The sequence below is a fragment of the Nitratireductor indicus C115 genome, assembly GCF_000300515.1.
GTDB classification, from domain to species: Bacteria; Pseudomonadota; Alphaproteobacteria; order Rhizobiales; family Rhizobiaceae; genus Nitratireductor; species Nitratireductor indicus.
In genome coordinates, this window is sequence record NZ_AMSI01000005.1 from 238215 (window position 1) to 258166 (window position 19952).

21 protein-coding genes and 2 tRNA genes are annotated in these 19952 nt (G+C 60.7%); 12 read left to right on the forward strand and 11 right to left on the reverse strand.

Annotation, left to right across the window (positions count from 1 at the left end; translation table 11 throughout):
• Positions 1-246: 246 nt before the first annotated feature.
• Complete coding sequence (locus NA8A_RS09355) at positions 247-1416, reverse strand: cystathionine beta-lyase (protein ID WP_040672193.1); 1170 nt, start codon at positions 1414-1416, stop codon at positions 247-249.
• A gap of 316 nt (positions 1417-1732) precedes the next feature.
• Here NA8A_RS09355 and NA8A_RS09360 point away from each other — a divergent pair, with 316 nt between their 5' ends.
• The 10 genes from NA8A_RS09360 to NA8A_RS09405 all read left to right on the forward strand — a co-directional run bounded on the left by NA8A_RS09360 (position 1733) and on the right by NA8A_RS09405 (position 12026).
• A complete protein-coding gene (locus tag NA8A_RS09360; RefSeq protein ID WP_009450195.1) occupies positions 1733-2761 on the forward strand; it encodes an amino acid ABC transporter substrate-binding protein in 1029 nt (342 codons plus the stop codon).
• Between the two features lie 85 nt (positions 2762-2846).
• Positions 2847-4037, forward strand: a complete 1191-nt coding sequence (locus NA8A_RS09365) for an amino acid ABC transporter permease (RefSeq protein ID WP_009450196.1) — start codon at positions 2847-2849, stop codon at positions 4035-4037.
• Between the two features lies 1 nt (position 4038).
• Positions 4039-5196, forward strand: a complete 1158-nt coding sequence (locus NA8A_RS09370; RefSeq protein ID WP_009450197.1) for an amino acid ABC transporter permease — start codon at positions 4039-4041, stop codon at positions 5194-5196.
• A gap of 50 nt (positions 5197-5246) precedes the next feature.
• A complete protein-coding gene (locus tag NA8A_RS09375) occupies positions 5247-6050 on the forward strand; it encodes an amino acid ABC transporter ATP-binding protein (protein ID WP_040672196.1) in 804 nt (267 codons plus the stop codon).
• Positions 6051-6369: 319 nt separating this feature from the next.
• Positions 6370-7482, forward strand: a complete 1113-nt coding sequence (locus tag NA8A_RS09380; RefSeq protein ID WP_009450199.1) for a LacI family DNA-binding transcriptional regulator — start codon at positions 6370-6372, stop codon at positions 7480-7482.
• Complete coding sequence (locus NA8A_RS09385) at positions 7479-8495, forward strand: ABC transporter substrate-binding protein (RefSeq protein ID WP_009450200.1); 1017 nt, start codon at positions 7479-7481, stop codon at positions 8493-8495. Before NA8A_RS09380 ends, NA8A_RS09385 begins: the two co-directional genes overlap by 4 nt.
• Before the next feature lie 88 nt (positions 8496-8583).
• A complete protein-coding gene (locus NA8A_RS09390) occupies positions 8584-9387 on the forward strand; it encodes an ABC transporter permease (RefSeq protein ID WP_009450201.1) in 804 nt (267 codons plus the stop codon).
• 1 nt (position 9388) lies between these two features.
• Positions 9389-10177 (forward strand): ABC transporter permease, encoded by a 789-nt coding sequence (locus NA8A_RS09395; RefSeq protein ID WP_009450202.1) that lies wholly within the window; start codon positions 9389-9391, stop codon positions 10175-10177.
• Positions 10177-11211: an ABC transporter ATP-binding protein gene (locus NA8A_RS09400; protein WP_009450203.1), complete on the forward strand. Its 1035-nt coding sequence runs from the start codon at positions 10177-10179 to the stop codon at positions 11209-11211. Before NA8A_RS09395 ends, NA8A_RS09400 begins: the two co-directional genes overlap by 1 nt.
• Positions 11208-12026, forward strand: a complete 819-nt coding sequence (locus NA8A_RS09405; RefSeq protein WP_009450204.1) for a phosphodiesterase — start codon at positions 11208-11210, stop codon at positions 12024-12026. Before NA8A_RS09400 ends, NA8A_RS09405 begins: the two co-directional genes overlap by 4 nt.
• 100 nt (positions 12027-12126) lie before the next feature.
• Here NA8A_RS09405 and NA8A_RS09410 read toward each other — a convergent pair whose 3' ends face one another.
• From NA8A_RS09410 to NA8A_RS09420, 3 genes are all read right to left on the reverse strand, one after another.
• Positions 12127-12858, reverse strand: a complete 732-nt coding sequence (locus NA8A_RS09410) for an amino acid ABC transporter ATP-binding protein (RefSeq protein WP_009450205.1) — start codon at positions 12856-12858, stop codon at positions 12127-12129.
• Positions 12855-13508: an amino acid ABC transporter permease gene (locus NA8A_RS09415; protein ID WP_009450206.1), complete on the reverse strand. Its 654-nt coding sequence runs from the start codon at positions 13506-13508 to the stop codon at positions 12855-12857. Before NA8A_RS09415 ends, NA8A_RS09410 begins: the two co-directional genes overlap by 4 nt.
• Positions 13509-13577: 69 nt before the next feature.
• Positions 13578-14360, reverse strand: a complete 783-nt coding sequence (locus NA8A_RS09420; protein ID WP_009450207.1) for an ABC transporter substrate-binding protein — start codon at positions 14358-14360, stop codon at positions 13578-13580.
• Between the two features lie 114 nt (positions 14361-14474).
• Between NA8A_RS09420 and NA8A_RS09425 the strand changes: the two genes are divergently transcribed.
• The gene (locus NA8A_RS09425; RefSeq protein ID WP_009450208.1) at positions 14475-15131 is read left to right on the forward strand and encodes a helix-turn-helix domain-containing protein; all 657 of its coding nucleotides are present in this window, start codon (positions 14475-14477) and stop codon (positions 15129-15131) included.
• A gap of 31 nt (positions 15132-15162) precedes the next feature.
• Complete coding sequence (locus tag NA8A_RS09430) at positions 15163-16464, forward strand: NAD(P)/FAD-dependent oxidoreductase (RefSeq protein WP_009450210.1); 1302 nt, start codon at positions 15163-15165, stop codon at positions 16462-16464.
• Between the two features lie 58 nt (positions 16465-16522).
• Here the strand turns inward: NA8A_RS09430 and NA8A_RS09435 are convergent.
• From NA8A_RS09435 to NA8A_RS09465, 7 genes are all read right to left on the reverse strand, one after another.
• Positions 16523-16599 (reverse strand) — tRNA-Arg (locus NA8A_RS09435).
• A gap of 20 nt (positions 16600-16619) precedes the next feature.
• Positions 16620-16925 (reverse strand): ETC complex I subunit, encoded by a 306-nt coding sequence (locus tag NA8A_RS09440; RefSeq protein WP_009450211.1) that lies wholly within the window; start codon positions 16923-16925, stop codon positions 16620-16622.
• An 87-nt stretch (positions 16926-17012) separates the two neighbouring features.
• Positions 17013-17089, reverse strand: a tRNA-Pro gene (locus NA8A_RS09445).
• A 147-nt stretch (positions 17090-17236) separates the two neighbouring features.
• Positions 17237-17443 carry a hypothetical protein gene (locus tag NA8A_RS09450; RefSeq protein WP_009450212.1) on the reverse strand — a complete coding sequence of 69 codons (207 nt, stop codon included), beginning with the start codon at positions 17441-17443 and terminating at the stop codon, positions 17237-17239.
• A 77-nt stretch (positions 17444-17520) separates the two neighbouring features.
• On the reverse strand, positions 17521-18213 hold the full coding sequence (gene hdaA / locus NA8A_RS09455) for a DnaA regulatory inactivator HdaA (RefSeq protein WP_009450213.1): 693 nt from the start codon (positions 18211-18213) through the stop codon (positions 17521-17523).
• 8 nt (positions 18214-18221) lie between these two features.
• Complete coding sequence (locus tag NA8A_RS09460) at positions 18222-19388, reverse strand: AI-2E family transporter (RefSeq protein WP_009450214.1); 1167 nt, start codon at positions 19386-19388, stop codon at positions 18222-18224.
• Complete coding sequence (locus NA8A_RS09465) at positions 19360-19917, reverse strand: CDP-alcohol phosphatidyltransferase family protein (RefSeq protein ID WP_009450215.1); 558 nt, start codon at positions 19915-19917, stop codon at positions 19360-19362. Before NA8A_RS09465 ends, NA8A_RS09460 begins: the two co-directional genes overlap by 29 nt.
• Between the last annotated feature and the right edge of the window lie 35 nt (positions 19918-19952).

A 19952-nucleotide genomic window follows, 5' to 3' on the forward strand; every position in this document is an offset into this window, starting at 1 on the left:
GGCTTCGCAAGGTCATCAGATGCTTCGGGTGGGCCGTGAAACCCGAGGGCAACATTGCCATCGCAGGTTCCGGCATGGATCCTCGGGGCAAGCCCGAGGATGACGAATTGTATGAACGAATGCTGCCATCGCGACGGCTGGAGGATGACCTGAACGCCCTTGTCGTTAGTCATCCCCGAACTTGACCCGAGGATCCATGCCGGAACGGCTCAGCTACACGAGCTTCTCCCGCCGGTTCCCTCTCACTCAATGCCCGGCAGCGGCCAGGCCACGTTCGAGATCGGCCTTGAGGTCTTCCACATTCTCCAGACCGATCTGCAACCGGACGACCGGACCTTCCTGCGGCGCATGCGCCACCTGCCGATCGTCGAGCTGCACATGGACGGCAAGGCTTTCATAACCGCCCCATGAGTAACCAAGGCCGAATATCCGCAGCGCATTGAGGAAGGCGTGGGCCTTCTTCGCATCGCCGCCGTCCAAAACGATGGAAAACAGGCCGCTCGCCCCCTTGAAGTCGCGCTTCCAAATCGCGTGGCCAGGATGGGATTCGAGCGCGGGATGCAGCACACGCGCCACCCCCGCCCGCCCTTCCAGCCATCGGGCAATGGCAAGCGCGCTTTCCTGATGGCGTTCCAGACGCACGCCCATGGTCCTGAGCCCGCGCAGAACCTGATAGACATCGTCGGGCGCAGCGCACATGCCGAGCGCGCCATGGCAGGCGAGCAGCTGTTTCCAGGTGGCTTCGTTGGCCGAGACGGTGCCCAAGAGAATATCGGAGTGTCCGCCGGGATATTTCGTGGCGGCCTGAATGGAAATGTCGACCCCGAAGTCCAGCGGACGGAAGAAAAGCGGTGTCGCCCAGGTGTTGTCGAGCATCACCACGGCTCCCCCCTTGTGCGCCGCTTCGACGATGGCGGGTATGTCCTGCATCTCGAAAGTGCCCGAACCGGGCGCCTCGGTGAGTACAACTTTGGTATTAGATTTCATCAAATCCGCGATCCCCGCACCCACCATGGGATCGTAATATGTCACCTCGACGCCGAGGCGGACGAGCATCGTATCGGCAAAATGCCTGGTTGGATTGTAGACCGAATCCACAATCAAAACGTGGTCTCCAGACGACAAAAACGCGAGCAGCGGAACCGTCACCGCGGCGAGGCCCGAGGGCACGAGGATGGTTCCGGCAGCCCCCTCCAATTCGTTCATCGCGTCGGCCAAGGCATCAGAAGTCGGCGTTCCGCGTGTGCCGTAAGTGTATCTTTGCTTACGGGAAGCCATGGTTTCCGCGTCCGGAAACAAAACCGTCGAGGCGTGCACGACAGGCGGATTGACGAAGCCGAAATAGTCGTGCGGGTCGTTGCCGATATGCGCGAGCCGGGTGTTGGCTCCCGCGTTCATTTCGATTTTCTTGCTCATGATTCCTCGATGCATGCTTGCGCGACGGGCGATTTTTCGGGGGCAAGGTCAGGGGGCATACCCGGCCGGAAGCCGGAGCGGATGGAACGGTATTGTCCGTCCGGCGTCAACCGCTGGCCTGCCTGGAGCAAGCGTCATTCGCTCTTGACCCAAACCGATTTATGCCCTTCGATACTGCTAGTGCGTGGGAGAGGAAGCGCGTGTCCGCCTGCCCTGAGAGGCATCGCCCGGTTCGGGTGGAAATGAGACATTCGCCTGCTTCCGCATGACGATCAGGGGATAAGCCCTAAAACATAAAGATCAAAGGGTTCATGACATGAAGACAATCTACAAGGCGTTGCTCGGTTCGGCAGTGGTGGCGTGGATGGCTGCGCCCGCAGCAGCGGCGACGCTCGACGACGTGAAGGCCAAGGGCCACGTCCAATGCGGAGTGAGCACGGGTCTGGCCGGTTTCAGCGCGCCGAACGACAAGGGCGACTGGACGGGCCTCGATGTGGATTTTTGCCGCGCGGTCGCGTCCGCGATCTTCGATGATCCAAATGCCGTTCAGTTCACACCGCTTTCCGCAAAGGAGCGCTTCACCGCCCTGCAGTCCGGCGAAGTCGACATTCTCTCGCGTAACACCACATGGACCATCAGCCGCGACACCGCGCTTGGCCTGAATTTCGCGGGCGTGACCTATTATGACGGCCAGGGCTTCATGATCAATTCGAAGAAGCTCCAGGGGATCAATTCCGCATTACAGCTTTCGGGAGCGGCGGTCTGCGTGCAGGCCGGAACGACGACCGAGCTCAATCTGGCCGATTACTTCAAGGCCAACAACATGGAGTACAATCCGGTCGTCTTCGAGAAGCTCGAAGAGGTCAATACCGCCTATGATTCGGGACGTTGCGACGTTTACACGACCGACCAGTCCGGCCTCTATGCCATCCGCCTCACGCTCTCCAGCCCCGATGACCATATCGTGCTTCCGGAGATCATCTCCAAGGAGCCGCTCGGCCCGGTGGTGCGCCATGGCGACGACCAGTGGTTCGACATTGCCAAATGGGTCTATTACGCGCTGCTGAATGCGGAAGAGCTCGGCATCAACCAGGGCAATGTGGAAGAAAGCCTCAAGTCCGACAAGCCGGAAGTCCGCCGCCTGCTTGGCACGGAAGAAGGTGGCAAACTCGGCACCGATCTCGGCCTGACCAATGACTGGGTCGTGCGGGTGATCAAGCATGTGGGCAATTACGGCGAGATTTTCGAGCGCAATGTCGGCGCCGAGAGCCCGCTGAAGATTTCACGCGGCATCAATGCCCTGTGGACCAAGGGTGGCCTGCAGTACGGCATGCCGATCCGCTGATCGCGCACAAGCCGCTGTATAACGGACCAACCGATGCGTGAAAGGCGGGCATTTCCGCCTTTCACCATCCACATTGAGGATAGCCATGGCCACCCGGCAAACCATTGCGGAGGGCGCGGCGCCTCGCGTGCCGCTCTTTTATGATCCGCGTGTGCGAGGCATCGCATACCAGTTACTGGTTTTCATAGGCCTGTTCGCCTTTGTCTACTGGATCATCGGCAATACAGCCGCCAATCTCCAACGGGCCAATATCGCCTCGGGCTTCGGATTTCTCGAAGGACGAGCCGGCTTCGACATCGGCGACAGCCTGATCGAATATTCTTCCGATTCCACCTATGGCCGCGCTCTGGTCGTGGGTTTCCTGAACACATTGCGCGTCGCCTTCTTCGGCATCATCACGGCCACGATCGTCGGTTTTCTCGTTGGCATCGGGCGCTTATCGAAGAACTGGCTCATCAACCGCATCTGCCTCGTCTATGTCGAGGTGTTCCGCAACATCCCGCCATTGCTCGTCATCTTCTTCTGGTATTTCGGCGTTCTCTCGGTGCTCCCGTTGCCGCGTGATTCCATCGGCCTGCCCTTCGGCTCCTATCTCAATAGCCGCGGCTTCTATTTTCCGAAATTCCTATGGGGGGACGGCTCCTGGCTCGTGCTTCTGGCGCTCGGTCTTGCGCTCGTCTTCTCCTGGTTCGTGAGACGCTGGGCGTACAAACGACAGATGGCGACGGGTGAACCGTTCCCGGTGCTTTGGACGTCGGTGGCGCTCATCATCGGGTTGCCCCTCCTGGCCTTCGTCGTCACCGGCTTTCCGCTGAACTTCGAGTTCCCGGCGCTGTCGACCTTCAACCTGCGCGGCGGTGTGCAGATCCGGCCGGAGTTCCTGTCCCTCTATCTGGCCCTCTCCTTCTACACGGCGGCCTTCATTGCCGAGATTGTGCGGGCGGGCGTGCTCGGGGTAAGCCGGGGACAGACGGAAGCGGCCCATGCGCTTGGGCTGCGCAACGGCCAGTCATTGCGCCTGGTGGTGATCCCGCAGGCTCTGCGCATCATCATTCCGCCGCTCACCAGCCAGTATCTCAACCTGACCAAGAACTCGTCGCTGGCCGTGGCCATCGGTTATCCGGACCTGGTGGCGACAGGGGGAACGACCCTCAACCAGACAGGTCAGGCCATCGAAATCGTGGCCATCTGGCTTATCGTCTATCTGGGCCTCAGCCTTGCGACAGCCGGCCTGATGAACTGGTACAATGCGCGCATGGCGCTGGTGGAGCGATAAGATGCAAGAGCACGATCTTTCCTTCGTCCGCGCCGAAATGGCAGCCGTCGAGCCGCCGCCTACGGCAGATCGCGGGCTTGTCTCCTGGATGCGGCGCAACCTTTTTGCCAGCGCGACCGATACGATCTTCACCATTATCGGCATCGCCCTTGTCGTGATGATCGTTCCTCCCCTCATCCAATGGGCGTTCATCAATGCCCAATGGACGGGCACCGACCGGTCGGCCTGTGCCACCGTTGCGCAGGGCGGCAACCAACCTGATGGCTGGTCCGGCGCGTGCTGGGCCTTCGTTGACGCGAAGTTCCAGCAGTTCATGTTCGGCCGTTACCCGGTGGATGAGCGCTGGCGCGTCTACCTGGCGGCTTTCCTGTTCGTGATCCTGCTCGTTCCGATGCTCGCACCGCGCGTGCCGCGCAAAGGGCTCAATGCGATCCTGCTCTTCATCGTCTTTCCGATCGTGGCCTATTTCCTGCTCGTGGGCGGTGCCTTCGGCCTCGTGAGGGTCGCAACCCCGCTTTGGGGCGGCCTGATGGTGACACTGGTTCTCGCCTATGTCGGCATCACCGTTTCGCTGCCGCTCGGCGTTTTGCTCGCACTCGGGCGGCGCTCGCACATGCCCGTGGTGAAGCTTGTCTGCGTTGTCTTCATCGAGACAATACGCGGCATACCGCTCATCACAGTGCTCTTCATGGCGAGCGTGATGCTGCCGCTGTTCCTGCCGCCAGGGACGAGCTTCGACAAGCTGTTGCGGGCCCTTATCGGCGTGGCGCTGTTTGCCTCGGCTTATATGGCGGAAGTTATCCGCGGCGGCCTGCAGGCCATTCCGAAAGGCCAGTACGAGGGCGCCGACGCCCTCGGCCTGAGCTACTGGAAGAAGATGAACCTCGTGGTGCTGCCGCAGGCGATCAAGCTCGTCATTCCAGGCATCGTGAACACATTCATCGGCCTATTCAAGGATACAAGCCTCGTCTACATCATCGGCATGTTTGATCTTCTGGGCTCCGTGCGCCAGAACTTCTCGGACGCCAACTGGGCCTCGCCCCAGACACCGATCACGGGACTGGTCTTTGCCGGCTTCGTGTTCTGGCTGTTCTGCTTCGGCATGTCGCGCTATTCAATATTCATGGAACGCCGGCTCGATACCGGCCACAAACGATAGGGTCACCGGACCCGGCAAATGACAGGGTCAATGGACCCAAGGGGAACCCAATGGTTGCAGAAAACACCGTCAAGGCCGACGAAATCCAGGCCAACCGGGGCAAGATGCAGATCTCGGAGACCGATGTGGCGATCGAGCTCATCGGCATGAACAAATGGTATGGCGACTTTCATGTGCTGAGGGATATCAATCTCAAGGTCATGCGGGGCGAACGCATCGTCGTTTGCGGCCCTTCCGGCTCCGGTAAGTCGACCATGATCCGCTGCATCAACCGGCTGGAGGAACACCAGAAGGGGCGGATCATCGTCGATGGCATCGAGCTCACCAACGATCTCAAGAAGATCGACGAGGTGCGGCGCGAAGTGGGGATGGTGTTCCAGCACTTCAACCTGTTTCCGCATCTTACAATTCTGGAAAACTGTACGCTCGCCCCGATCTGGGTGCGCAAGACTCCCAGGAAGGAAGCTGAAGCCACGGCAATGCATTTTCTGGAACGGGTGCGCATTCCCGAACAGGCGAACAAGTATCCCGGCCAGCTTTCGGGAGGCCAGCAGCAGCGCGTGGCAATCGCCCGCGCCCTGTGCATGAACCCGCGCATCATGCTTTTCGACGAACCCACTTCCGCGCTCGATCCCGAAATGATCAAGGAAGTGCTCGACACGATGGTCGATCTCGCCGAGGAAGGCATGACCATGATCTGCGTCACCCACGAGATGGGCTTTGCGCGTCAGGTCGCCAACCGCGTCATCTTCATGGATCAGGGACAGATCGTCGAGCAGAACACGCCCGTCGAGTTCTTCGACAACCCCCAGCACGAACGCACCAAGCTGTTCCTCAGCCAGATATTGCATTAGATCGGTCACCGTTTCACGGAAACCCTGAACCGATCTCTTTGTTTTTCTGCATTTATGCAAACGTCAGGTGGTTCCGCCTGACTGCACAATACTCAAGAGCGTCGCCCTCTCTCTCGAAGGCAGACGCCTTGGGGGTGTCGCTATCTGGAAAAGCCGGGCCCTGCCCGGCTTTTCCCGTAAAACGCGGCGCAATTTCCACATTTTATGCGCTGCAGCGCAAAATTTTCCCGGAATTCCACCGAAAACACCTCGCCTGTCACAAAACCGTAGACAAACCCGGCTAAATGTGGAAACGTTTCCATAGGGAGGAGGAGAATCCGTGAGTGGTTCTTCGAAATACAGAGAAGTCACGATCAAGGACGTCGCCAAGCGGGCCGGATGCGGCATCGCGACGGTAAGCCGCGTCTTGAACAAGAGCGGGTTTTCCAGCAAGGAGACCCGTGAAAAAGTGCTCGCTGCGGCCAAGGATCTGGGCTTCGAATTCAACGAGATCGGTCGTTCCTTGAAGCGCAAGGGAACGCAGGCCATAGGCTGCGTCATCCCATCGCTCATCAATCCAGTTTTTGCCTCTGCCCTTCAGGGCATTCAGGACGAGCTCGACAAGAACGGCTATCAGCTGCTTCTCACCTGCACCGATTACGACCTCAAGCACGAACTCGATGCAGTCCGCACCTTTCTGCAGAAGAAGGTGGCGGGGCTGATCATCACCACCGGACGGCTTGAGGGCAATGCCTCGCTCAATCTCCTGAAGGAGCGCGAGATTCCCTACAGCCTGTTGTTCAACTATCTCCCCGGCTCGGTTTCGGGCGTTGCCGTCGACAATCGCGCGGCCGGCTACGAGGTGGGACGGCGGCTTGCGGGCTTCGGTCATAAGGCTTGCGGATATGTATCGGTCAATTTGTCGGGTTCCGACCGTTCTCAGCAGCGCCTGCAGGGGTTCCGGCAAGCATGCGAGGATTTCGGCCTCAACGCCCCGACCATTGTCGAAGTGAGCGATGCGAGCACCAAGACGCAGGACGAGCTGTGCGACTATCTGTGCGCCAACAGTGGCCTGACCGCCTTCTTCGCATCAAACGATTTCATCGCGCTGTCGCTTATTTCTGCGGCGCGCCGGCTGGGGCTACGTGTTCCCCGGCACCTTTCGGTCGTTGGTTTCGACGGTATCGAGATGGGCCTGCTGGTCGATCCGCCGCTTGCGACCATCGTCACGGACCCGCGCGGCATGGGGGGTGTTTCAGCACTCCGGCTTCTGATGGAGCTCAATGTCGATGTGGAAAATGCGCCTCCGGAAGCGGAGGCGCCCTACAGTTTCCGAGAGGGAGGCAGCTTGGGGCGGCCGCCTTCCGGAAAAAGTGTGGCGGAGAAGCTGCAACTTCTCCGCCAGTGCTCCGAATTCTCCAGACATGGAATCGCTGAAAGGAACGAAGCATGAAATACAATATGGTTTATTCTGCGGTGTTCGCAATCGGGCTCGCCTCGTCGTCGGCCATCGCCACTCCTTCAATGGCTGCTGACGCGGTCTGCTACAACTGCCCGCCGCAGTGGGCGGATTGGGCATCGATGCTCGAGGCCATCAAGGAAAAGCTCGACATCCAGATGCCGCACGACAACAAGAACTCGGGCCAGACCCTGAGCCAGCTTCTTGCCGAGCGCAGCAACCCCGTGGCCGATGTCGCATATTATGGCGTGACGACGGGCATCAAGGCGGGCAAGGAAGGTGTGGCCGCAGTCTACAAGCCCGCCGGTTTCGATGATATTCCTGAAGGGCTGAAGGATCCCGAAGGCCACTGGTTTGCCATTCACTATGGAACCATCGGCCTTTTCGTGAATGTCGATGCGCTGGGCGGCGCGCCGGTTCCGCAGTGCTTCGCGGATCTTGCAAAGCCCGAATATCAGGGCATGGTCGGCTATCTCGATCCGTCCTCGGCCTTTGTCGGCTATGCCGGCGCCGTGGCCGTCAACCTGTCCATGGGCGGCGATCTCACCAATTTCGACCCGGCCATCAAATTCTTCAAGGATCTCGCCAAGAACGGCCCGATCGTTCCCAAGCAGACCTCCTATGCCCGCGTGGTTTCAGGCGAAATCCCGATCCTGTTCGATTATGATTTCAACGCCTATCGCGCCAAGTATGAGGAAGACGGCAATTTCGAATTCGTGCTTCCCTGCGAGGGATCGCTGCGCGTTCCCTATGTGATGAGCCTCGTGGAAGGCGCACCGCATGCCGAGGAAGGCAAGAAGGTGCTCGATTTCGTTCTGTCGGACGAGGGTCAGGCAATCTGGGCGAATGCCTATCTGCAGCCTGCGCGCCCGGTGAAACTGCCGGAGGAAATCTCCAGCAAATTCCTGCCCGCTTCCGAATATGAGCGCGCCGTCGCTGTGGATTATGCCGAGATGGAAAAAGCCCAGGAAGGCTTCGGCAAGCGCTACCTCGAAGAAGTGAACTAAACGACGCAAGCATTCGGGGGCCGCGCTCTTCTCCCTGGCCGAAAGGTCCGGGGGAACGCGGCCCCCTTTGAACCAAGGATACGGAACCATGTCCTCCGCAACCTTCGTCAGGCTCTGCTTCGTGCCGCTGATCGCCTTCACGCTGGCGTTTCTGGCGCTGCCCCTGGTGCGCCTGTTCTTCGCTTCCAGCGAGAGCAGCGCGGGATGGGGCATCTATCTGGAGATCCTGACGACACCGCGCTATCTGCAAACCCTCGTGCAGACAGTGCTGGTCTCTCTCGCCGTGACGGCGGCTGCCCTCGTGATCTCGACGACGGCCGGGCTTTTCCTGGCGCGCAACCGATTTCCCGGCCGCGGCATCCTGCTCGCCATCCTCACCCTGCCGCTCGCCTTCCCAGGTGTCGTGATCGGCTTCCTCATCATTCTCCTGGGCGGACGGCAAGGCTTGGTAAACCAGCTTACATCGGGCCACGTGGTCTTTGCCTATTCGCTCTTCGGGCTGTTTCTCGGCTATCTCTATTTCTCGATACCGCGCGTTCTCCTGACGGTGATGGCGGCAACGGAGAAGCTCGACCCTGCCCTTGAGGAAGCCGCCCGCTCGCTTGGCGCTTCGCCCGCTCGCGTCGTGCTCGACGTGATCCTGCCTGGCCTCGCCCCGTCGCTGGTCGCTGCCGGCGCCATCGCCTTTGCAACGGCCATGGGCGCCTTCGGAACGGCGTTCACGCTCGCCACCGACATCGATGTGCTGCCGATGGTCATCTACACGGAATTCACCCTGTCGGCGAATGTCGCCATGGCCGCCGCCCTTTCTGTGGTGCTCGGCATCGTGACCTGGGTTCTCCTGGTGCTCGCGCGCAACTTCTCCGGCGCGACCGTTGCGGGAGGGGGCTGAGATGAGACTGACATTTGCCAAAACGCTGCAACTTGCGGTCACGCTTCTTGCCTGCGCCTTCCTTTTCATTCCCACGATGCAATCGGTGCTCGCGGGCCTGACCGCGAATTACTTCCGGGGCATTTCCTCCGGGTTGACACTGAAATGGGTCGCCCAGGTGTGGGACCTCTATGCCGACAGCATCTTCCTGTCGATCTGGCTCGCCATTGCCTGCCTTGCCTGCACGCTGGTGATCGGCATTCCCGCCGCCTACGGGCTGGCGCGAAATCCCGGCCGCGTCAGCCGCATTCTGGAAGAGTTCATCTCTCTGCCGCTTGCAGTGCCTGGCCTTGCGCTGGCACTGGCGCTGTTGCAGCTTTACGGCTCCATGAAGGGGTTTCGCACAAGCTGGACCTTCATTCTGGTCGGCCATGTGCTCTACACCCTGCCCTTCATGGTGCGTTCGGTGCTGGCGGTGCTTTCGGCAATGGACCTGAAGACGCTTGAGGATGCGGCCGCTTCTCTGGGGGCCTCCCCTTGGCGGCGTTTCGCCGACATCGTCGTTCCCAACGCCATGCCCGGCATTCTGGCCGGCGCGCTGACGGTGGTTACGCTTTCCATCGGCGAGTTCAACCTCACCTGGATGCTGCACACCCCCTATCTGAAGACGCTGCCCGTGGGCCTTGCCGACAGCTACGCCTCGATGCGGCTGGAAATCGCCTCGGCCTACACGCTGATCTTCTTCGTCATCATCATTCCCATGCTCGTCGCCATGCAATGGGCGTCGCAGAGGGCTCAAAGGATCAAGTAATGTCCATCGCACTCAAGAATGTTGCGAAAACCTATCCGGACGGCACAAAGGCGCTGCAGCCGACGGATCTGGAGTTTCGCGCCGGGGAGATCGTCTCCCTGCTCGGCCCCTCGGGCTGCGGCAAGACCACGCTTCTGCGCCTCATCGCCGGCCTGGAACGGCCGGATGCGGGAAGCAGCATCCATTTCGACACGGACGACGTGACCCGGCTGCCGGTGGAGCATCGCCGCGTCGGCATGGTGTTCCAGTCCTATGCGCTGTTTCCGAACATGTCGGTGCTCGCCAACATCTCATACGGGCTGAAGATGCAGAAGCTGCCGGCGGCTGAAATCCGCGCTCGGGCGGACGAAGTCATCAAGATGTGCCAGCTCGAACCCTATGCCAATCGCAGCATCGACGCGCTGTCGGGCGGCCAGCGACAGCGCGTGGCGCTGGCGCGGGCCTTTGCGCCGCGCCCGCGCATCCTGCTTCTCGACGAGCCGCTTTCCGCCCTCGATGCCGCCCTGCGCGACAAACTGCGCGACGAACTGGCAGCCCTTCTGCGCCGCTTCAAGATCACCGCGATCTTCGTGACTCACGACCAGGACGAGGCACTGGCCATTGCCGACCGGGTGGCGGTCATGCGCAACGGTCGCGTGATGCAGATCGGAACGCCTGAGGACCTCTACCACAATCCACGCGTTCCCTTCGTGGCCGAATTCGTCGGCCACGCAGTGGAGCTTTGCGGCACGGTGGAAGACGGCAAGCTCAACACGCCCGGCGGACGTCTCGCCCTGCCCAGAACTGACGCCGACTATCAGGTCTATGTGCGGGCCGACGACGTGAAGCTTTCGCAGGATGGATCGCTCAGAGGCACGGTCGAAAGCGTGACCTTCCTGGGCACCCATTACCGGGTCGGCGTCAGCGGCGTGGTCCAGGGCCTTCTTTATGCCAATCACACCGGCACCACGCCGCCCAAGCCGGGCGACACCGTTCGGATGGAGATCGCACCCGAGGCGCTGCTTCTTCTTCCGCGCGAAAGGCATGCCGCATGAGCAAGATACTGCAGCTCTCGGACACGCATATCGTCCGGGAAGGCCACCGCGCCTATGGCGTGGTCGACACCGGCGCCGCCCTTGCCGAAGTGGTGGAGGCTGCAAGGCGCAGCCTGCCGCTCGTCGGCCCGGTCGATCTTGCCGTGGTGACGGGCGATCTCGTGGATTATGGGATCGAGGAAGAGTATGAACGCTTCAAGAGCCTCATGGCGCCGCTCGGCATTCCCTACCGCGCATTGCCCGGCAATCACGATGACCGGGAGATGATGCGGAGTGCCTTTGCCGAGGCAGACTGGATGCCGGAGAGCGGCCCTATCAACTGGGTCGCCCATCTTGAGCATTTCTCGGTGATCGGTCTCGATTCACTCGTTTCGGGAGCGCCGTATGGGCTTCTGGAAGACGAGACGCTGGCATTTCTCAAAGCCGAGCTCGACGCGCTTTCGGGAAAGCCCGTTCTGGTGGCCATGCATCACCCGCCCTTCGCGACCGGCATCGAGGCCATGGACATCAACAATCTGCGCAACGCGCCGGCGCTGCTCAATCTGATCGACACCCATGCGGGTGAAGTCCGGATCATCTGCGGCCATGTCCATCGCAACGTGACACGTACTTTTGGAAAGGCGATTGCCCTGATCGCGCCGGGCACCTCGCATGCGGTAACACTCGATCAGCGGGAAAACGATCCGCCGCATACGCTTTCCAAGGAACCAGGCGCCTTCATGATGCATGAATGGCGCGATAACGGCATCGTATCGCATCAGCTTGCCGGACGCTTCGTGGACGAACGCTCGCCCTTCGACATGTCATTGGGCTGACAGACGAGAACGCCGTGCATCCTTTCGGGCGCACGGCGTTCTATCTCAGTGTTTTCCGCCATCGTGCGGACTTCAGGCGTTTCAGCCGGACTCCAAAACCCTATAGTGGGTTCAAAACGCGTTTGAGGAAGCTCTGGGTGCGCAGCTCCTGGGGATTGCGCAAAACCTCACCCGCCGGCCCCTGCTCCACGATCACACCGCCTTCCAGAAACAGGACCCGGTCTGCCACCTCGCGGGCAAATCCCATCTCGTGGGTGACGACGACCATGGTCATCCCCTCCTCCGCGACCTGACGCATGACGCCCAGGACATCGCCGACAAGCTCGGGATCGAGTGCGGAAGTGGGTTCATCGAAAAGGATCGCTTCCGGCTGCATGGCAAGCGCACGGGCAATGGCGACGCGCTGTTGCTGGCCGCCGGAAAGATTGTCGGGGTAGCTGTCCATCTTGTCACCGAGCCCCACCTTGTCGAGGTAGCTGGCGGCGAGTTCACGGGCCTTCGCCCTAGGCATGCCCATCACATAGACAGGCCCTTCCATGACGTTCTCGATGGCCGTGCGATGGGGAAACAGGTTGAAGCGCTGGAAAACCATCGAAACGCGCTGCCTGATGGCCTTGATCGACTTGTCTTCCGGGTCGACGCGCGTGCCGTCGATCAGGATATCGCCCTTCTGATAGGTCTCCAGCCCGTTGATGCAGCGAAGGATCGTGGATTTTCCGGAGCCGGAAGGGCCGATAATGCACACGACCTCACCCGGTTCGACGTCGAAGCTGATGCCGCGGATCACTTCCGCCGAACCGTAGCTCTTGTGGATGTCCCTGACGGAAATCATGTTTTCTTGTACCTCCTCTCGAGCTGGCGGGCGAGATAGGTGAGCGGCAGTGCCATGATCAGATAGATGATCGCCACCAGGGTGAAGACGGTCATGTTGTCGAAGGTAGAGGCTGCAATCAGCTGGCCCTGACGGGTCAGTTCAGCAACGGTGATGGTGGAGACCAGCGAACTGTCCTTCAGCATCATGATCATCGTGTTGCCATAGGGTGGCAGCGCGATGCGAAACGCCTGCGGAAGAATGACCCGACGCATGATGAGGGAATCGCTCATGCCGATGGACTGGGCCGCTTCGATCTGCCCGCGATCGATGGCCTCGATGCCGGCGCGGAAATTCTCGGCCTGATAGGCGGAATAGGCAATGCCCATACCGATCACGCCCGCCTGGAAGGCGGTCATGTTGATGCCTATGTCCGGCATGACGAAGTAGATATAGAAGAGCTGGACGATGATGGGGATGCCGCGGATCACGGTGATGAAGGTCCGGCTGATCGCCCGGAAGGCGGGAACCTTGGTCCAGCCCAGAATGGCCCAGAACAGGCCCAGAACCGTGCTTACCAGAAGCGAGAGGACGGTCACCGCAATGGTGACCCAGACACCTTCCAGCAATACGGGAAGATAGGCGGAGGCGCGCGCAAGTGCCTCGGACATGGCTTTATCCTGCTTGTCGTGCGGAAGGAAAATGCGGCGCGGGCAGAAGCCCGCACCGCGTCGTCAGGATCAATCCAGGCCCCATTTGGCGAGAATCTCGTCGAGCTTGCCCGTGTCCTTCACCTTCTTGAGGCCGTCGTTCAGCCGCGTGCGCAGGGCGTCGTTCCCCTTCTGCACGGCCATGGCGACATTACCCGAGACGGTCGATTCGTAGCTCTTCACGAGACGAACTTTGGCAGCCCCCTTGGAGAGCTGGTAGGCAACGATCGGCCGGTCGCCGAAGCCGGCATCGATGCGGCCGAGCTGCACGTCGCGCATGATGTCGGGAATGCTGTCGTAAATCTTCACTTCCTTGAATACGCCGAGCGCCTTCATGGGCTCGATATAGGCCGTGCCCACCTGCACGCCGATGGTCTTGCCCTCGAGTTCCTTCGGACTCTTGTAGTCGGTCGTATCATCATTGGAGACGAACAGCCCCTCGCCGTAGGAATAGACCGTGTCGGTGAAATCCACGACCTTGGCACGTTCCTCGGTCGCGTACATCGCTGCCGCGATAATGTCGATCTTGCCGCTCGTCAGCGACGGGATCAGCGCCGACCACTGGGTGGCCTGAACGTCGGGCTTGAAATGCTCCTGTTCGCCGATTGCCGTGACGATGTCGACCATCACACCCTGGATGCTGTTCGAATTCACATCCAGAAAGGTGAAGGGGACGCCTGTCGGCGTGGATCCTACCTTGAAGGTATCTTCCTGCGCGATTGCCGGGGTCAGATAGCCCGTTGCAGCGATCAGAACCGCCGCGCCAGCCCCAAGAAGGCGGCGGCGGATGCTGCAGAAGCGAGGCTGGTTCATGGGATTCTCCTCTCGTGTTCGCTCCGTGAAAGGTGCGTCGTCTGTTTTTTCTGATATTGAAATTTTCGCACCGTTATTTCATAATGCTTGAAACAGAGGAGACTTGTCAACGCCATGATCGAGACGTCAGACGATCGAGCGGCAGGGCAGAGCAACGCTTTTCAGGGCGATGAGACGGGATCGGAAGCTGCTGCCCGACCGGCAGGTGCTGCATGGCGCAGCAACGAATTGGGCGCACGCCTGAGGCAGCGCCGCAAGGTGCGCGGCCTTTCCCTGCAAACCGTCTCCGGGCGGGCCGGTGTCTCCATCGGATTGCTGAGCCAGATCGAGCGCGGCCTGACCATGCCTTCCGTCAATTCGCTCAGTGCCATTTGCGGAGCCCTGGAGATGCCGGTGGGCTGGCTGTTCGACCCAGGCGGCAACCCGCATGAAGAATATGTGGTGCGGGCGCACCAGCGTCGCGTCCTCGATCTCGGCGCCAAGGGCATGCGCAAGGAGCTGATGACGCCCGACGACATCACCGATATTCAGATGATGCGCCTCATCATCCAGCCCGGAGGCTCGACCGGCAATACACCCTATCGCCACGAGACCGGCGCCAAATGCGGAACGGTGCTGCGCGGCGCGCTCGGCCTGGAAATCGACGGACGCACGGTCGTCCTGCACCCGGGCGACAGTTTTGCCTTTCCCGCAAGTGCGCTGATCCGCTTCTGGTGCGAGGGAGATGACGGCACCGAAGCGCTCTGGATCGTTACCCCCGCCGTTTACTGACCCCGTCCCATCAATTCCGAGGAAGCAGACCATGCAAGAGGCCGTGATTGCCAATGAAGCCACCTTCATCTCGCGCTCGCTCTGGAACGCGACGGCCAATGCAACACCGCAGTTCAACCCCTTTTCCGGGTCGCAGGACTGCGACATCGCGATCATAGGCGGTGGGTTTACCGGGCTTTCGGCGGCGCTTCATCTGGCGGAGGCCGGCTTCGACACCTGTCTTCTGGAGGCGGAAACACCGGGCTGGGGCGCTTCCGGGCGCAATGGCGGCCAGGTGGTTCCGGGGCTCAAGGAGGATCCCGACGAGATCGAGCGCCGTTTCGGCCCCGATATGGGCGGACGCATGGTGCGCCTTTCAGGCAATGCGGGAACCTTCGTTTTCGACCTCATCAAACGGCTTGGCATCGATTGCGCAGCTTCGCAGGCCGGCTGGATCCAGCCGATCCACAGCGAAACGGCAATGGCGACCGTCAGCACCCGTGCGGAACAGTGGCAGCGCCGCGGCGCGCCACTGCGGATGCTCGACCGCAAGGAAACGGCAGCTCTTCTCGGCACCGATTCCTATCTCGGCGGCATGTTGGACGAGCGCGGCGGGAATCTGCATCCGCTCAACTACGCCCTTGGGCTTGCCGGGGCCGCCGACCGCGCCGGGGCGCGGCTCCATGGCATGAGCCGCGCCATGCGCCTTGAACATAAGGGCGACCATGCAGTCGTTCATACGGACAATGGGCAACTGACGGCGCGGAAAGTCCTGATATGCACTAACGGCTACGGCGACGGTTTTTCCGGCGCCATCGGGCGCACCGTGGTTCCGATTCGTTCGGTTCAGGTCGCCACTGCTCCGCTCGACAAGGCGATCAGCAGCTCGATCCTTCCGAAAGGCAATTCCGCCTCCGACACGCGGCGCCTGCTGCGCTATTTCCGCCTCGGGCCGAACAACAGTTTCATCATGGGCGGGCGCGGGGATTACTCGCAAGCCGGCACGGAGCACCAGTTCGAGGTGCTGCGCCGCGCAAGCATTGCCCTTTATCCGCAACTTGCCGGCGCCGAATGGCGTTATCATTGGGGCGGGTATGTGGCCATGACTGTCAGCCATTACCCGCAGCTGATGCGCATGAATTCGAGCGTCTGGGCGGCATCGGGCTTCAATGGCCGCGGCGTCGCGATGGCCTCGGCACTGGGCAAGGTTCTTGCCGACGCGGCAATGGGAACGCCAGAGGAAGAACTCGATTTTCCCGTTTCGCAGGTGAACCCGATCCCCTTCTATTTCATGCGCCGCTACGCCGTCGCTGCCGCAGTCGCATGGTCCCGCTTCCGCGACCGTTTCTCTTGATTGGCGAATGAAAAAGATGGCCGTTTGCAGCCATTATCGATCAAGTTCTTGAGATTTATGGCGACCCCGGCAGGACTCGAACCTGCGACCATCGGCTTAGAAGGCCGGTGCTCTATCCAGCTGAGCTACGGGGCCGCTGGCCCTGAAAGGAACGCTCAGTGCGTCCAGGGGATTTTGCGGTCATACCGGAAATTGTCGGAATAGGAAACCTGACGGCGCTTCGGCTTGTGCGGCTCCTCGATGCGGAAGGGAATGCCGTTGCGCTCCGCATAGGCGACGGCCTCTTCCTTGCTTTGGAAGCTCAAGCGCACCTGGCTCTTCATATCGGAAGAGGAGGTGTAGCCCATCAGCGGGTCGATCTTGCGCGGCGCCTCCGGCTCGAATTCCAGAACCCAGTAACCGGTCTTGGCGGTGCCGGACTGCATGGCCGTCTTGGCCGGGCTGAAAATGCGCGCAGACACTTTAGCTACCTCGTCGCTTGCGTCGTGTCGAACCACGTCGTGTCGAACTGCAAGGGCCGCACGGAAACCGCCCGGCCCGGAATAGGCTGGTCGGAGCGGCAGGATTCGAACCTGCGACCCTCTGGTCCCAAACCAGATGCGCTACCAGGCTGCGCTACGCTCCGAGCTGCTGAACCCCTATATTCTCCAAGGGGTTGGCGCAAGCCCGAAAATGGGGATTTCCTGCGTGATATGGAAGCAACAAAAAACACACCCCGTCAGCCGGTGGCGGACGGGGTGTGTTTCCTCCTCCACCTTGGAGGTGTCGATGATTATTCCGAGGTCTTGGGCACTTCGATGGTCACCTTATCAGGAATATCCAGATTGACCCCGCCGGAGCCGCCGCCGAAGAAACCGCCTGAATAAAGAAATATGCCGATAATCAGCGCCACGACGAGACCTCCGGCGATGAACCACCCGGCGCCGCCCCCGCCACCCGAAGTGACGACGGTGGTGCGCTCCCTCTGATCATGATCCATTTTCGGGTCCTTTCGTTTTCTGGCTTTCTCGCCCTGAAAAACAAAACAACCCCGGTTTTGGTTCCCTCCCCGCCCTTTCAGGCGTTGGAAATATCCTCCGTCACGCCATGCTCCATGGCTTCGATCACCTCGGAGGCGAGCCCGCGCGTGATGCGGCTCTTGCGTTCCAGCGCCGCACGGTCGAGAAGTTCCACCGCCCGGATGGCGCTCGACAGAGAGCGCTCGATCCGCCGGACAAGATATTGCACCACATGCGGCTCGACCTCGATCTGACGGTCGGCGAAAAGCTTGGTGATCACCCCGGCAAGGAGTATGTCGTCGGGCTCATCGATCTCAACGGTTGCCGCTGCCTTCAGGCGCGAAAGGAGATCGGGCAGTTTCACGCCCCATGCAGCCGGAAAACGGCGCGCGGTTAGAAGCATGGGCTGGCCGCCGCCCCGCGCGGCGTTGATCAGATGGAAGAGACCGTTCTCATCAAGCCCCGCGCCATCGGCATTGTCGATCAGAACCGGGCGATTGCCGGCACACTGGATCTCACGCGGGCCGATGGCATCGACCTTCACGTCGAAGGCGTCGGCTTCCTCGCGCCATATGGCCGAAAGATGCGTTTTCCCAGAACCTGCGGGGCCGGCGAGAATCACCACCGGAGCCGGCCATTCGGGCCAGTTCTCGATGAGCGAGACGGCGCGTGCATTGGCCGGCGTGACAATCAGGTCATCGCGCGAGAACGCTTCCTGATGAGCGAGGTCGAGGGGAATCTGGCGCGACATCGCAGGCCTCAGTCTCTGCCCTGGCTGGCGGGCGGCGGCGCAGGCGTTTCGCCATGCCCCGCATAAAGGGGCGAGGCCAGGTAGCGGCCGAGGGCGAAACGAACGAGCACCGCGACGGCGGCCGCAGCCGGAACAGCAATCAAAAGGCCAACGAAGCCAAAGAGATAGCCGAAGGCAAAGAGCGCGAACATGAGCCAGACAGGATGAAGGCCCACGCTCTTTCCAACCAGTTTCGGCTGCAGGATATTGCCTTCCAGAAACTGGCCGGAGAAGAAGATGCCGGCCACAACGAGCACCCACCACCATTCGGGCCAGAACTGCACCACCGCAATGCCGATGGAAAGGCCGAAACCGACGAGAGACCCAACATAGGGGATGAAGCTGATGAGACCAGCGAACAGACCGATCAGCAGGCCGAAATTCAGCCCGACCAGAGACAAGCCCACCGCGTAGAAGATGCCAAGGATAAGACAGAGCGTGCCCTGCCCGCGCACGAAACCGGCGGTGGCGACATTGATGTCACGCGCGATCTGGCGCACCGTTTCCACATGATCGCGGGGCACCCAGCTATCGACCTTGTCGATCATGCGGTCCCAGTCGAGAAGCATGTAGAAGGCGACCACCGGCGTGACCACGAAAAGGCTGGCGAGATTGACCAGAGCAACGCCGGAACTCCAGACCGACTTGAAGAGCGTGGCGAGAAAGCCTGTTCCCTGCGCCAATATCGAACTCAGATTGTCGCGCACGGCCTGCGTCTCGCCATTGAGGACGCTTTCGAACCATTTGGGTTCGAGTTCCAGAAGCAAGGCCTGCAAACGCGACAGATAATCGGGCAGCCTGCCGGCAAAATCCGCGAGCTGCTTGCCAAGCACGGGTACGACGATGACGAAGGCCAGCAGCAGCACAACGATGAAAGCGATCAAAATGACGACGGTCGCCGACGTTCGCGACAGGCCCAGACGCTCCAGCCGGTCGGCCACCGGATCGAGAAAATAGGCAAGGACCAGCCCTGCCAGGAAAGGCAAAAGAATGGAGCTGAACACATAGAGGAACAGGATGAGGCCCGCCGTCGCCAGCAGCCAGAAGGCAATGTTGCGGCCGATGGGCCGTCCCGGCGGGGTGAGGGTCACGGTGACCGGCTCTGTTTCAGCGCCTTTCGGCGTCACTCTCGGCATAACCACCCATGTGCTTTATCCAGGAAACGAGATACGCAGCCCCGGAAGCCACGGTCAAGAGGCCCGTGGCAACGATCAACGCCAGACGTACCGAACCCGAATTATAAGCAAAGGTCAGTTCGGCGAGAACCAGAAGCGCAAGGAGTATCTGCACCAGCGTGTTGGCCTTGGAGACCAGCAGCGGCTTCATCGCGACGGGATTGCCCATGACATTGGCCAATAGCACGCCGCCGACGATCAATGCATCGCGCGACACGACTGCGATGACGAGCCACAGCGGAAGAACCGCCATATAACCCAGCACAACGAAGACGCTGACGAGCAGCAGTTTGTCGGCAATCGGATCCAGATAGGCGCCAAGCTCGGTGCGCTGGTCGAAATGACGGGCGATGAAACCGTCCACGCCATCGGAAATGCCCGCGATGAGGAAGCCGGCGAAGGCCCAGCCGAATTCCCCCTTAAGGAGCGCGAAAATGACACCCGGCACCAGCAAAAAGCGTAGCAGCGTAATGATGTTGGGGATCGTCAATGGTCCTCTCCAGCAAAACAGCGCCAAGACAAGCT

Coding starts and splice junctions, on each gene's coding strand:
- NA8A_RS09355 (WP_040672193.1), bottom strand. CDS start 1,416: ATGAGCAAGAAAATCGAAATGAACGCGGGAGCCAACACCCGGCTCGCG.
- NA8A_RS09360 (WP_009450195.1), top strand. CDS start 1,733: ATGAAGACAATCTACAAGGCGTTGCTCGGTTCGGCAGTGGTGGCGTGG.
- NA8A_RS09365 (WP_009450196.1), top strand. CDS start 2,847: ATGGCCACCCGGCAAACCATTGCGGAGGGCGCGGCGCCTCGCGTGCCG.
- NA8A_RS09370 (WP_009450197.1), top strand. CDS start 4,039: ATGCAAGAGCACGATCTTTCCTTCGTCCGCGCCGAAATGGCAGCCGTC.
- NA8A_RS09375 (WP_040672196.1), top strand. CDS start 5,247: ATGGTTGCAGAAAACACCGTCAAGGCCGACGAAATCCAGGCCAACCGG.
- NA8A_RS09385 (WP_009450200.1), top strand. CDS start 7,479: ATGAAATACAATATGGTTTATTCTGCGGTGTTCGCAATCGGGCTCGCC.
- NA8A_RS09390 (WP_009450201.1), top strand. CDS start 8,584: ATGTCCTCCGCAACCTTCGTCAGGCTCTGCTTCGTGCCGCTGATCGCC.
- NA8A_RS09395 (WP_009450202.1), top strand. CDS start 9,389: ATGAGACTGACATTTGCCAAAACGCTGCAACTTGCGGTCACGCTTCTT.
- NA8A_RS09400 (WP_009450203.1), top strand. CDS start 10,177: ATGTCCATCGCACTCAAGAATGTTGCGAAAACCTATCCGGACGGCACA.
- NA8A_RS09405 (WP_009450204.1), top strand. CDS start 11,208: ATGAGCAAGATACTGCAGCTCTCGGACACGCATATCGTCCGGGAAGGC.
- NA8A_RS09410 (WP_009450205.1), bottom strand. CDS start 12,858: ATGATTTCCGTCAGGGACATCCACAAGAGCTACGGTTCGGCGGAAGTG.
- NA8A_RS09415 (WP_009450206.1), bottom strand. CDS start 13,508: ATGTCCGAGGCACTTGCGCGCGCCTCCGCCTATCTTCCCGTATTGCTG.
- NA8A_RS09420 (WP_009450207.1), bottom strand. CDS start 14,360: ATGAACCAGCCTCGCTTCTGCAGCATCCGCCGCCGCCTTCTTGGGGCT.
- NA8A_RS09425 (WP_009450208.1), top strand. CDS start 14,475: ATGATCGAGACGTCAGACGATCGAGCGGCAGGGCAGAGCAACGCTTTT.
- NA8A_RS09430 (WP_009450210.1), top strand. CDS start 15,163: ATGCAAGAGGCCGTGATTGCCAATGAAGCCACCTTCATCTCGCGCTCG.
- NA8A_RS09450 (WP_009450212.1), bottom strand. CDS start 17,443: ATGGATCATGATCAGAGGGAGCGCACCACCGTCGTCACTTCGGGTGGC.
- hdaA (WP_009450213.1), bottom strand. CDS start 18,213: ATGTCGCGCCAGATTCCCCTCGACCTCGCTCATCAGGAAGCGTTCTCG.
- NA8A_RS09460 (WP_009450214.1), bottom strand. CDS start 19,388: ATGCCGAGAGTGACGCCGAAAGGCGCTGAAACAGAGCCGGTCACCGTG.